The 12,861-nt window shown below is 60.0% G+C and carries 11 protein-coding genes; 8 read left to right on the top strand and 3 right to left on the bottom strand.

Features of this window, described 5'->3' with window-relative positions; genetic code table 11:
- Positions 1-203 precede the first annotated feature (203 nt).
- Complete coding sequence (locus tag AA74_RS0118465; RefSeq protein WP_025912989.1) at positions 204-1,388, top strand: NupC/NupG family nucleoside CNT transporter; 1,185 nt, start codon at positions 204-206, stop codon at positions 1,386-1,388.
- Between the two features lie 70 nt (positions 1,389-1,458).
- Here the strand turns inward: AA74_RS0118465 and AA74_RS0118460 are convergent, their stop codons facing one another.
- On the bottom strand, positions 1,459-1,878 hold the full coding sequence (locus AA74_RS0118460) for a DUF3574 domain-containing protein (protein WP_025912988.1): 420 nt from the start codon (positions 1,876-1,878) through the stop codon (positions 1,459-1,461).
- A gap of 116 nt (positions 1,879-1,994) precedes the next feature.
- Positions 1,995-3,503: a sodium/proline symporter PutP gene (gene putP, locus AA74_RS0118455; RefSeq protein ID WP_008499815.1), complete on the bottom strand. Its 1,509-nt coding sequence runs from the start codon at positions 3,501-3,503 to the stop codon at positions 1,995-1,997.
- A 423-nt stretch (positions 3,504-3,926) separates the two neighbouring features.
- On the opposite strand from putP, the gene putA reads away from it, so the two are divergent.
- Positions 3,927-7,889 carry a trifunctional transcriptional regulator/proline dehydrogenase/L-glutamate gamma-semialdehyde dehydrogenase gene (gene putA / locus AA74_RS0118450; RefSeq protein WP_025912987.1) on the top strand — a complete coding sequence of 1,321 codons (3,963 nt, stop codon included), beginning with the start codon at positions 3,927-3,929 and terminating at the stop codon, positions 7,887-7,889.
- A gap of 101 nt (positions 7,890-7,990) precedes the next feature.
- Entirely contained in the window at positions 7,991-8,386 is a 396-nt protein-coding gene (locus AA74_RS0118445) for a lysozyme inhibitor LprI family protein (RefSeq protein WP_021240804.1), read from the top strand.
- On the opposite strand, the gene rutR is transcribed toward AA74_RS0118445, so the two are convergent.
- Entirely contained in the window at positions 8,383-9,021 is a 639-nt protein-coding gene (gene rutR, locus AA74_RS0118440) for an HTH-type transcriptional regulator RutR (protein ID WP_025912986.1), read from the bottom strand. The two genes, AA74_RS0118445 and rutR, sit on opposite strands and share 4 nt — an antisense overlap.
- A gap of 245 nt (positions 9,022-9,266) precedes the next feature.
- Between rutR and rutA the strand changes: the two genes are divergently transcribed.
- From rutA to AA74_RS0118415, 5 genes are read left to right on the top strand one after another with little or no spacing between them, the layout of a single operon-like run.
- Positions 9,267-10,358 carry a pyrimidine utilization protein A gene (gene rutA / locus AA74_RS0118435; protein WP_025912985.1) on the top strand — a complete coding sequence of 364 codons (1,092 nt, stop codon included), beginning with the start codon at positions 9,267-9,269 and terminating at the stop codon, positions 10,356-10,358.
- A complete protein-coding gene (rutB, locus tag AA74_RS0118430) occupies positions 10,358-11,047 on the top strand; it encodes a pyrimidine utilization protein B (RefSeq protein WP_025912984.1) in 690 nt (229 codons plus the stop codon). Before rutA ends, rutB begins: the two co-directional genes overlap by 1 nt.
- Before the next feature lie 11 nt (positions 11,048-11,058).
- Positions 11,059-11,445 carry a pyrimidine utilization protein C gene (gene rutC, locus AA74_RS0118425; RefSeq protein WP_008499822.1) on the top strand — a complete coding sequence of 129 codons (387 nt, stop codon included), beginning with the start codon at positions 11,059-11,061 and terminating at the stop codon, positions 11,443-11,445.
- A 7-nt stretch (positions 11,446-11,452) separates the two neighbouring features.
- Positions 11,453-12,253: a pyrimidine utilization protein D gene (rutD, locus tag AA74_RS0118420; RefSeq protein WP_025912983.1), complete on the top strand. Its 801-nt coding sequence runs from the start codon at positions 11,453-11,455 to the stop codon at positions 12,251-12,253.
- A 9-nt stretch (positions 12,254-12,262) separates the two neighbouring features.
- The gene (locus tag AA74_RS0118415; protein WP_025912982.1) at positions 12,263-12,853 is read left to right on the top strand and encodes a malonic semialdehyde reductase; all 591 of its coding nucleotides are present in this window, start codon (positions 12,263-12,265) and stop codon (positions 12,851-12,853) included.
- Positions 12,854-12,861: the final 8 nt, after the last annotated feature.

Here is a 12,861-nt window from a genome sequence, read left to right as displayed (position 1 = left end):
AATTCTTGTGATAGTGATTATCATTACGACGGAAAGAAAAACAAGCGAAATGTGCGGTGTTTTGATGACGAGTTGTAAACGCAAAGCCTGATAATAGTGACGTACGTAACGTTCAGGTTTATAAGTTATAACGAAAATGCCCATTTACGCTGATTCAGGGCTGTGGCTAAATATCCGCCTCACAACCTAACTGAAAATAAACCATGTTTAAAATTGTCCATTTCCTGCTGGCGCTGGTGATTATTCTTGCGCTCGCCTGGCTTACGAGTTTTGACCGCCGGAAAATTCGGGTTCGTTTTGTTTTACAGCTGATTGTTATTGAAATTGCGCTGGCGTTCTTTTTCCTGCACGCCGAAAGCGGGTTATTCCTGATTAAATACGTCTCAGGATTTTTTGAGTCACTGCTCAAATTTGCTGGCGAAGGCACCAATTTCGTCTTTGGCGGTATGGGTGAAAAAGGGCTGGCGTTCATTTTCCTCGGCGTGCTTTGTCCGATTATTTTTATTTCCGCACTGATCGGTATTCTTCAGCACTGGCGGATCCTGCCAATTTTTATTCGGGTAATCGGTACGCTGCTGTCAAAACTGAACGGTATGGGCAAGCTGGAATCCTTTAACGCGGTGAGCTCGCTGATCCTCGGCCAGTCGGAAAACTTCATTGCCTACAAAGGCGTGCTGGGCGATCTCTCCTCGCGTCGTCTGTTCACCATGGCGGCCACGGCCATGTCGACGGTCTCCCTGTCGATTGTCGGGGCGTATATGACCATGCTCGACGCCAAATATGTCGTCGCGGCGCTGATTCTCAACATGTTCAGCACCTTTATTATCCTCTCAGTCATCAACCCGGCGCGCCCGGAAGCGGAACCGGATGTTAAGCTCGAAAAACTGCATGAATCCCAGAGCTTCTTCGAGATGCTCGGCGAGTATATTCTGGCCGGTTTTAAGGTGGCGATGATTATTCTGGCGATGCTGATTGGCTTTATCGCGCTTATTAGCGCTGTTAATGCCCTCTTCTCCAGCGTATTTGGCATGAGCTTCCAGCAGATCCTGGGCTATGTATTTTATCCCCTGGCGTGGCTGGTAGGGATCCCGCTGAGCGATGCCTTAAATGCGGGCAGCATTATGGCGACCAAGCTGGTGGCGAATGAATTTGTGGCGATGATTGAGCTGCAGAAAATAGCGCACCAGATGTCCCCGCGCGGGCTGGGGATTTTATCCGTCTTCCTCGTCTCGTTCGCGAACTTTGCCTCCATCGGCATCGTGGCCGGGGCGATTAAGGGCCTGAACGAGCAGCAGGGTGACGTGGTATCGCGTTTCGGGCTGCGTCTGGTGTACGGCGCGACGCTGGTGAGTTTGCTGTCGGCGAGCTTTGCGGGGTTGGTGCTCTGATGTAATGCCGGGTGGCGCGCAGCGATCCCGGCCTACAAAACAACAACGGCGGGAATTCCCGCCGTTTTCATTAAAACTGCACGCACACCGGCTGATCGACACGCATCACCGACTCCTGCGCGAAGCGAGACTTATAAATCCCGCGTAACGCTTCGATGTTCTTCTCGCTCTGCGCATCTTTACCGTGGATCAGCATCAGCGCCTTGCTCGGCTCGCGCGCCACTTTTCCGTCGTTCCCCAGCCACTGCCCGCGGGCATCAAACACCGTTAAGCCATCGCGAAAGCGCGGCGTCACGTCCTGGTCAACAAACTGCTGCCACTCGTTGCTGGTAATCTGCGCCCCGGCAGGACGGTTTAAGCCGAAATAGAGCGTGGTTTGCTGCATCTGGCTATCCGCTTTGCAGGTCTCCACCGCCGCGTGTTGCGATGGCGCGTTGCATCCCGCCAGCGTCAATAATGCCGCCGCCATTAACCCTGTTTTGATTGTCATGCTTCGCTATCCTCATTGTTATAAGCACAGGGATATCACAGGAAAAGACGGATTTTGGCAAGAAAAAAGCCGGGTGCGCTTGCGCTTACCCGGCCTACGGTTTTCCGTGGGAAAAATTATTCCGGCTGCAGCTTAGACGGCGGCGCGGAGTGGTAATGCGCGTCGGCTTCCGCAAAGCGTTTCTGCATGGAGGCAGACGGTGCTTTACCCAGCAGGCTGAAGACCACGATACCGATGCTGCCGAAGATGAAGCCAGGAATGATTTCGTACAGGCCCAGCCAGGCGAACTGTTTCCAGACGATAACGGTCACCGCACCGATAATCATCCCCGCCAGCGCGCCGTTACGGGTCATACGGGACCACATGACGGAGAACAGGACGACCGGACCAAACGCCGCACCGAAGCCCGCCCACGCGTAGCTCACGAGACCCAGCACGCGGTTTTCCGGGTTGGCCGCCAGCGCAATCGCCACCAGCGCCACCAGCAGCACCATAAAGCGCCCTACCCACACCAGCTCTTTCTGGCTCGCGTTTTTACGCAGGAAGGCCTTATAGAGATCTTCAGTGATTGCACTGGAGCAGACCAGCAGCTGGCAGCTCAGGGTGGACATCACCGCCGCCAGGATCGCAGAGAGCAGAATACCGGCAATCCACGGGTTAAACAGAATCTGCGCCAGTTCGATGAACACGCGCTCGGCGTTCTGGTTCACCGCGCCCGCCTGCGCCGGGTTGTTATTAAAGTAGGCGATACCGAAGAAGCCGACCGCACACGCGCCCGCCAGACACAAAATCATCCACGTCATGCTGATGCGACGCGCATGAACGATGGTGTGATGAGAATCCGCCGCCATAAAGCGCGCCAGAATGTGCGGCTGACCGAAGTAGCCCAGACCCCAGCCCATCAGGGAGACGATGGCGACAAAGTTCAGCCCTTTCAGCATGTCGACGTTTTCAATGCTCTTCTGCTTGATCACTTCCAGCGATTCGCCAAAGCCACCAACGGTGAAAATCACAATCACCGGGGTCAGGATCAGGGCAAAGATCATCAGGCTCGCCTGCACGGTGTCGGTCCAGCTTACCGCCAGGAACCCGCCCACGAAGGTATAGAGGATGGTCGCCGCCGCACCGGCCCACAGGGCGGTTTCGTAGCTCATGCCGAAGGTGCTTTCGAACAGGCGCGCGCCCGCCACGATGCCGGAGGCACAGTAGATGGTGAAGAACAGGAGGATAACCACGGCAGAGATAATGCGCAGAATGCGGCTGTTATCTTCAAAGCGTCCGGTGAAGTAGTCCGGCAGCGTCAGGGCATTATTGTTAGCCTCGGTATGCACGCGCAGACGGCCCGCCACCAGCTTCCAGTTGATCCACGCGCCCACGGTCAGACCGATGGCGATCCAGCTTTCCGAGATACCGGAGATAAAAATCGCACCCGGCAGACCCATCAGCAGCCATCCGCTCATGTCCGATGCGCCCGCAGAGAGTGCGGTCACCATCGGGCCTAAACTGCGTCCGCCCAGAATGTAGTCGTCAAAGTTTTTCGTGGAACGCCACGCCAAAAACCCTATCAGGATCATGCCAAAAATATAAACGAGAAATGTCACCAGCATCGGTGTGCTAATTGCCATTCAAATTCTCCAAAAGTGTCGAGCGACAACCATCCGGGTTGCCTTGTTATATGATCACCGGAACGAGGTGACGGTATCTTGTGTTTCGGTTGGGCGCGCTATCCTGCCGTATGCGCCCTCCGCTGACAAACGATTTAACACTGCATTTACATCAATTTCATCCCCGGTTTGATACGAGTTTCCTATAGGTTGCACTCGCTCACGCTTTTACGGGTTGCACCTTTGAAAAGTGTTAACTCCCGCATAAAACCAGGCTTTCCGCGACAAAGCCAGCACGTTTTTCCAGCTAACCATTCGTTAACAATCCATTCATTTTCTGGGTTGCAAACCAGGTCACATTTAACACGGTTGCACAAAGTTGCAACATGGTGGATATTTCACGCTAACGACCAAACACGATGAAAGCACAACAGGAGCTTTGGCATGGGTATGACCACCATGGGGGTTAAGCTGGATGACGCGACCCGCGAACGGATTAAGACCGCAGCAACCCGCATTGATCGCACGCCGCACTGGTTAATTAAGCAGGCGATTTTTAACTATCTCGAAAGACTCGAGAGCGACGAGGGCCTGCCGGAGCTGCCTGCCCTGCTCGCCGGTGCCGCCAATGAAAGCGAGGAAGCGCCAGCCGCTGGCGATGAAAGCCATCAGCCGTTCCTCGAATTCGCCGAGCAGATCCTCCCGCAGTCCGTCAGCCGTGCCGCCATCACCGGTGCGTACCGTCGCGCCGAAACCGACGCCGTACCGATGCTGCTGGAACAGGCCCGTCTGCCAGAAGCTATTGCCGCACAGGCGCACAGCCTGGCGTACCAGCTGGCTGACAAACTGCGTAACCAGAAAACCGCCACCGGCCGCGCCGGGATGGTTCAGGGTCTGCTGCAGGAGTTTTCTCTCTCCTCACAGGAAGGCGTGGCGCTGATGTGCCTGGCGGAAGCGCTGCTGCGTATTCCGGATAAAGCCACCCGCGACGCGCTGATCCGCGACAAGATCAGCAACGGCAACTGGCATTCGCACATTGGCCGCAGCCCGTCGCTGTTCGTCAACGCCGCGACCTGGGGCCTGCTGTTCACCGGCAAACTGGTCTCGACCCATAACGAAGCCAACCTGTCCCGCTCCCTGAACCGCATCATCGGCAAGAGCGGCGAGCCGCTGATCCGCAAAGGCGTGGACATGGCGATGCGTCTGATGGGCGAGCAGTTCGTCACCGGGGAAACCATTGCCGAAGCGCTGGCGAACGCCCGCAAGCTGGAAGATAAAGGTTTCCGCTACTCCTACGACATGCTGGGCGAAGCGGCGCTGACCGCCGCCGACGCGCAGGCCTACATGGTTTCTTACCAGCAGGCGATCCACGCCATCGGTAAAGCGTCCAACGGTCGCGGTATTTATGAAGGCCCGGGCATCTCCATTAAGCTCTCCGCCCTGCACCCGCGCTACAGCCGCGCGCAGTACGATCGGGTAATGGAAGAGCTCTACCCGCGCCTGAAGTCCCTGACCCTGCTGGCGCGCCAGTATGATATCGGCATCAACATCGACGCCGAAGAGGCCGACCGACTGGAGATCTCCCTCGATCTGCTGGAAAAACTGTGCTTCGAACCGGAGCTGGCGGGCTGGAACGGCATTGGCTTCGTGATCCAGGCCTACCAGAAGCGCTGCCCGTTCGTCATTGATTACCTGATTGATCTGGCCAGCCGCAGCCGCCGTCGCCTGATGATCCGCCTGGTGAAAGGGGCCTACTGGGACAGCGAAATCAAACGCGCCCAGATGGAAGGGCTGGAAGGCTATCCGGTCTACACCCGCAAGGTCTATACCGACGTCTCTTACCTCGCCTGCGCGAAAAAGCTGCTCGGCGTGCCGAACCTGATTTATCCGCAGTTCGCCACCCACAACGCCCACACCCTGGCGGCCATTTACAGCCTGGCCGGGCAGAACTACTACCCGGGCCAGTACGAATTCCAGTGCCTGCACGGCATGGGTGAACCGCTGTACGAGCAGGTGACCGGTAAAGTGGCGGACGGCAAGCTGAACCGCCCGTGCCGCATTTACGCCCCGGTAGGTACCCACGAAACCCTGCTGGCCTATCTGGTGCGTCGCCTGCTGGAAAACGGCGCGAACACCTCCTTCGTTAACCGCATCGCCGACACCACCCTGCCGCTCGACGAGCTGGTCGCCGATCCGGTGCAGGCCGTTGAGAAGATGGCGGCGCAGGAAGGCCAGATTGGCCTGCCGCATCCGAAGATTGCCCTGCCGCGCGAGCTGTACGGCAAGGGTCGCGTCAACTCGGCGGGGCTGGATCTCGCCAACGAACACCGTCTGGCGTCCCTCTCCTCTGCCCTGCTCAACAGCGCGCTGCAGAAGTGGCAGGCGAAACCGATGCTGGAGCAGCCCGTTGCTGACGGCGACATGCAGCCGGTCATTAACCCGGCAGAGCCAAAAGACATCGTCGGCTACGTGCGTGAAGCCAGCGAAGCGGAGGTGGATCAGGCGCTGGACAGCGCGGTGAACAACGCGCCAATCTGGTTCGCCACGCCGCCGCAGGAGCGCGCCGCCATTCTGGAACGCGCGGCGGTGCTGATGGAAGACCAGATGCAGTCGCTCATCGGCATTCTGGTGCGCGAAGCGGGTAAAACCTTCAGCAACGCCATCGCCGAAGTGCGCGAGGCGGTCGACTTCCTGCACTACTACGCCGGTCAGGTGCGCGATGATTTCGATAACGAAACCCACCGTCCGCTCGGCCCGGTCGTCTGTATCAGCCCGTGGAACTTCCCGCTGGCGATCTTCACCGGCCAGATTGCCGCCGCCCTGGCCGCTGGCAACAGCGTGCTGGCAAAACCGGCAGAGCAGACCCCGCTGATTGCCGCGCAGGGCATCAACATTCTTCTGGAGGCAGGCGTACCGGCGGGCGTGGTCCAGCTGCTGCCGGGCCGCGGTGAAACCGTGGGCGCCAAACTGACCTCCGATAACCGCGTGCGCGGCGTGATGTTTACCGGTTCGACCGAAGTGGCCTCGCTGCTGCAGCGCAATATTGCCACCCGTCTGGATGCGCAGGGTCGTCCTACGCCGCTCATTGCGGAAACCGGCGGCATGAACGCCATGATCGTCGACTCCTCTGCCCTCACCGAGCAGGTGGTAGTTGACGTTCAGGCCTCCGCCTTCGACAGCGCCGGTCAGCGCTGCTCCGCCCTGCGCGTGCTGTGCCTGCAGGATGACGTGGCGGACCACACGCTGAAGATGCTGCGCGGCGCGATGGCCGAATGCCGCATGGGCAACCCGGGCCGTCTCACCACCGACATCGGGCCGGTGATCGACGCGGAAGCGAAAGCCAATATTGAAAACCACATTCAGGCCATGCGCGCGAAAGGCCGTCCGGTGTTCCAGGCGGTGCGAGACAACAGCGAAGACGCCCGCGAGTGGCGTTCCGGCACCTTTGTGCCGCCTACGCTTATCGAGCTGGCGAGCTTCGACGAGCTGAAAAAAGAGGTCTTCGGTCCGGTGCTGCACGTGGTGCGCTACAACCGTAACAACCTCAACGAGCTGGTTGAGCAGATCAACGCCTCCGGCTATGGCCTGACGCTCGGCGTGCATACCCGTATCGACGAGACCATCGCGCAGGTGACCGGCAGCGCCAAAGTGGGCAACCTGTACGTCAACCGCAACATGGTTGGCGCGGTCGTGGGCGTGCAGCCGTTCGGCGGTGAAGGCCTCTCCGGCACCGGCCCGAAAGCGGGTGGTCCGCTCTACCTGTACCGTCTGCTGGCGAACCGTCCTGAGAACGCGCTGGGCGTCACCCTGGCGCGTCAGGATGCGGAGTATCCGGTGGATGCGCAGCTGAAAACCGTGCTGACCCAGCCGCTGGAAGCGCTGATTAAGTGGGCTGATAATCGTCCAGAGCTGCGTGCGATTGCGCAGCAGTACGGCGAGCTGGCACAGGCCGGTACGCAGCGTCTGCTGCCGGGGCCGACCGGCGAGCGCAATACCTGGACGCTGATGCCGCGCGAGCGCGTTCTGTGCGTGGCGGATAACGAGCAGGACGCGCTGGTACAGCTGGCCGCCGCGATGGCCACCGGGTGTGAAGTGCTGTGGCCGGACGATGCGCTGCATCGCGACCTGGCCAAACAGCTGCCGAAAGCGGTCTCGGCCCGCATTCACTTCGCGAAAGCCGATGCGCTCCTGACGCAGCCGTTCGATGCCGTCATTTACCACGGTGATTCTGACCAGCTGCGCGAGCTGTGCGAGCAGGTTGCGGCCCGCAGCGGGGCGATTGTTTCGGTGCAGGGCTTCGCGCGCGGCGAAACCAACCTGCTGCTGGAGCGTCTGTACGTGGAGCGCTCGCTCAGCGTCAATACCGCGGCGGCAGGCGGTAACGCCAGCCTGATGACCATCGGTTAATCGTGTAAACTTTCCCCGGTGGCGCTACGCTTACCGGGGCTACAAAACAACCGTAGGCCGGATAAGCGCAGCGCATCCGGCTTTTTTACACGGAGGGGATGATGAAAAGAGTATTTCTCGCAGGTGCAGCGCTGCTGCTGAGCGCCAGCGCGCTGGCCGACGAGTGCGACAAAGCGACCACCCAGCTTGAGCTGAATACCTGTAGCGCGCAGCAGTACCAGGCTGCCGACAAAAAGCTCAACCAGACCTATCAGGCCGCCGTCAAGCGTGCGGAAGCCCCTCAGCGCGAGCTGCTGAAAAAGGCGCAGCAGGCCTGGATTGCCCTGCGCGACGCGGACTGTGCGTTTATCGGTTCGGGGACGGAAGGCGGCAGCGTTCAGCCGATGATCGTGAATCAGTGCCTGGCGGAGAAAACCGTGGAGCGCGAGGCGTTTCTGGCCTCGCTGATGCAGTGTGAAGAGGGCGACTTAAGCTGCCCTCTCCCACCGGGGAACTAGCGCAAGCGGATCCCTTCGATAATCATCCGCTGCACGTTCTCCAGGGTGCTGTGGAAAAACGCTTCGTCCTGGAGCGTTTTACCGGTCACCGCCTCGACCTGGGCCGCAAAGTCAGCGTAATGCTGGGTGGAGGCCCAAATCATAAAGATCAGATGATGCGGATCGACCGGGGCCAGCTTTCCGCTGGCCACCCATCCGGCGATAATGGCCGACTTATCGTCCACCAGCTGCTTTAAATCTCCGGTCAGCTCCGCCTGCAACAGCGGCGCGCCCTGCAGCATCTCGAGGCAGAACAGCCTTGATGCCTGCGGGTAATCGCGCGACACCTCCAGCTTCAGGCGAATGTACTCCCTGATCGCCACCAGCGGGGCCAGCTCCTCGCGGAACGCTTTCAGCGGCGCCAGCCAGATATCGAGGATCTGCTGCATCACCGCAACATACAGCGCCTCTTTCGACGGGTAATAGTAGAGCAGATTGGTTTTAGACACCCCGGACTGCTCCGCCACCTGCTCCAGGCGCGTGCCGTGAATGCCAAACTGCGAAAAGGTCTCCAGGGCCGCGCTGAGGATCGCCTGCTTCTTGGCGCTCACCGCCTGCGAACGTTTACCTGGTGTTTTCACTGCGCCTTGTGTCATTCCCGCTCTCCTTATTCTGCGTTGCCCTCAGCATAGCAAAACCCCCGTCTCGCCACGACATCCTGCACCCCGATCGCGCATGAATGCCTGTTTTCTGTGCAATGTTTTTGACCAGTTAGTCCACATTTAATCACATCAAACCACCAACCTCTGATTAACACATTAATAACACTGCCATTTTCAAAACTGGCACTGCCTTTGCAAAAACACCGTTACACCTGCGACGTAATGAAGAGAGGTTCGTGATGAAAATTGGCGTATTTGTACCCATCGGCAATAACGGCTGGCTTATCTCGACCACTGCACCGCAATACATGCCGACCTTTGAGCTGAATAAAGCCATCGTGCAGAAAGCGGAGCACTACCATTTCGACTTTGCGCTTTCGATGATCAAGCTGCGCGGCTTCGGCGGCAAAACCGAATTCTGGGATCACAACCTGGAGTCCTTCACCCTGATGGCCGGGCTGGCCGCGGTCACCTCGCGGATCCAGATCTACGCCACCGCAGCCACCCTCACCCTGCCCCCGGCGATCGTGGCGCGCATGGCCTCCACCATCGACTCCATCTCCGGCGGACGCTTTGGCGTCAACCTGGTGACCGGCTGGCAAAAACCGGAGTACGAGCAGATGGGTCTCTGGCCGGGCGACGATTACTTCTCTCGCCGCTACGACTACCTGACCGAGTACGTGCAGGTCCTGCGCGACCTGTGGGGGACCGGCAAAAGCGATTTCAAGGGTGACTTCTTCACCATGAACGACTGCCGCGTCAGCCCGCAGCCCTCGGTGTCGATGAAGGTGATTTGCGCCGGGCAGAGCGACGCCGGGATGGAGTTCTCGGCGAAATACGCCGACTTCAACTTCTGCTTCGGTAAAGGGGTTAACACGCCTGCCGCCTTCGCCCCGACCGCCGCGCGCATGAAAGAAGCCGCCGACAAAACCGGGCGCGACGTGGGCTCCTACGTGTTGTTTATGGTGATTGCCGACGAAACCGACGACGCCGCGCGCGCAAAATGGGAGCGCTATAAGGACGGCGCCGACGAGGAGGCCCTGAGCTGGCTCACCGAGCAGAGCCAGAAGGATACCCGCTCCGGGGCGGATACCAACGTTCGCCAGATGGCCGACCCGACCTCCGCCGTCAATATCAACATGGGCACGCTGGTCGGCTCGTACGCCAGCGTCGCCAGGATGCTCGATGAAGTGGCGGCCGTTCCCGGGGCGGAAGGCGTCCTGCTGACCTTCGATGACTTCCTCACCGGCGTGGAAACCTTCGGCGAGCGCATCCAGCCGCTGATGCAGTGCCGCGCCCACATCCCTGCCGTCACCAAGGAGGTGGCGTAATGACAACCCTTAACGCACGCCCGGAAGCCATCACCTTCGCGCCACAGCAGAGCGCGCTGATCGTGGTGGACATGCAAAACGCCTACGCCAGTCAGGGCGGCTATCTGGATCTGGCGGGGTTCGACGTCTCCGCCACCCGGCCTGTGATTGAGAACATTAAAACCGCCGTCGCCGCCGCGCGCGCCGCGGGCATGCTTATCATCTGGTTCCAGAACGGCTGGGACGACCAGTACGTTGAGGCCGGTGGCCCCGGTTCACCGAACTTCCACAAGTCGAACGCCCTGAAAACCATGCGCAAGCGGCCCGAACTGCAGGGCAAGCTGCTGGCGAAGGGCGGCTGGGATTATCAGCTGGTGGATGAGCTGGTCCCGCAGGCGGACGATATCGTCCTGCCGAAACCGCGCTACAGCGGCTTTTTCAACACCCCGCTCGACAGCCTGCTGCGCAGCCGGGGCATTCGCCATCTGGTCTTCACCGGCATTGCCACCAACGTCTGCGTGGAGTCGACCCTGCGCGACGGCTTTTTCCTCGAGTATTTCGGCGTGGTGCTGGAAGACGCGACCCATCAGGCCGGGCCGGATTTCGCCCAGAAGGCGGCCCTGTTCAATATCGAAACCTTTTTTGGCTGGGTCAGTAACGTTGCGGAGTTCTGCGACGCCCTGACTCCTCCGCTCGCCCGTATCGCCTGAGGAGACACACGATGCCGAAATCCGTAATCATCCCGCCGGGCACCAGCACGCCCATCGCCCCGTTTGTCCCCGGCACGCTCGCCGACGGCGTGGTGTATGTCTCCGGCACGCTGCCGTTTGATAAAGACAACAACGTGGTGTTTATCAACGACCCAAAGGCGCAAACCCGCCACGTGCTGGAGACGATCAAAACCGTGATCGAAACGGCGGGTGGCACGATGGAAGACGTGACCTTCAACAGCATCTTTATTACCGACTGGAAAAACTACGCCGCGATTAACGAAATCTACGCGGAGTTCTTCCCCGGCGATAAGCCGGCCCGATTCTGCATTCAGTGCGGGCTGGTGAAGCCGGACGCGCTGGTTGAGATCGCCACCGTTGCGCACATCGCGAAGTGAGGCAGGTATGAAACTCTCCGTCTCACCGCCCCCGTATGAGGGTGCGCCCGTGGTGGTCCTTATTGCCGGTCTCGGCGGCAGCGGCAGCTACTGGCTGCCCCAGCTGGCCGCGCTGGAGCCGGAGTATCAGGTGGTGTGTTATGACCAGCGCGGAACGGGCAATAACCCCGACGCCCTGCCGGAAGGCTACAGCCTGGCACAGATGGCGGACGAACTGGCCCGGGCGCTGGCTGAGGCCGGGATCGCGCGCTACAGCGTCGTCGGTCACGCGCTGGGGGCGCTGGTCGGCCTGCAGCTGGCCCTCGACCGCCCCGACGCCCTCACCGCGCTGGTGTGCGTCAACGGCTGGTTGACCCTCAACGCGCATACCCGCCGCTGCTTTCAGATCCGCGAGCGCCTGCTGCATTACGGCGGCCCACAGGCGTGGGTTGAGGCGCAGCCGCTGTTTCTCTACCCGGCAGACTGGATGGCCGCTCGCGCCCCCCGTCTGGAGGCCGAAGAAGCGCTGGCGCTGGCCCATTTCCAGGGCAAAGCCAACCTGCTGCACCGGCTCAGCGCCCTGAAAAAGGCCGACTTCAGCCGCCACGCCGCACGCATCCGCTGCCCGGTACAGATCATCTGTTCCGCCGACGACATGCTGGTGCCCTCTGTCTGCTCGTCTGAGCTGCAGGCGGCCATCCCGCACAGCCACAGCGCGGTGATGCGCCAGGGTGGCCATGCCTGCAACGTCACCGAGCCGGACACCTTCAACACCCTGCTGCTGAACGGGCTTGCCAGCCTGCTGCACAGTCATGAACACGCTTTATAAGGAGCCTTAATGAGCGAAGCCATTACCCCCGCCGCGCTGGAAACGCTGTTTACCGGCGCCCGCACCCATAACGGCTGGCAGGATATTGCCGTCAGCGACGAGACGCTGCGCGAAATCTACGACCTGATGAAATGGGGGCCAACCTCGGCCAACTGCTCCCCGGCACGGATTGTGTTTGTGCGAAGCGCGGAGGGAAAAGAGAAGCTCCGCCCGGCGCTCTCCAGCGGCAACCTGGAGAAAACGCTCACCGCCCCGGTCACGGCGATTGTCGCCTGGGACAGTGAATTCTACGAGCGCCTGCCTGAACTGTTCCCGCACGGCGATGCCAGAAGCTGGTTTACCGCAAGCCCCGCGCTGGCGGAAGAGACCGCCTTTCGTAACAGCTCGCTGCAGGCCGCGTACATGATTTTCGCCTGTCGCGCGCTGGGGCTGGACGCCGGCCCGATGTCGGGCTTTGACCGACAAAAGGTCGACGAGGCCTTTTTCACCGGCACGACGCTTAAAAGCAATCTTCTGATCAACATTGGCTACGGCGACCCGGGCAAACTTTACGGGCGCCTGCCGCGCCTGACCTTCGACGATGCCTGCGGGCTGGCGTAAGGAGCGAT

The organism is Enterobacter sp. 5-4 (assembly GCF_000612205.1).
In the GTDB taxonomy this organism is placed as follows: domain Bacteria; phylum Pseudomonadota; class Gammaproteobacteria; order Enterobacterales; family Enterobacteriaceae; genus Enterobacter; species Enterobacter roggenkampii.
Note: the sequence above shows the minus strand (reverse complement) of the source record. Positions and strands in the feature narration are given on the sequence as shown.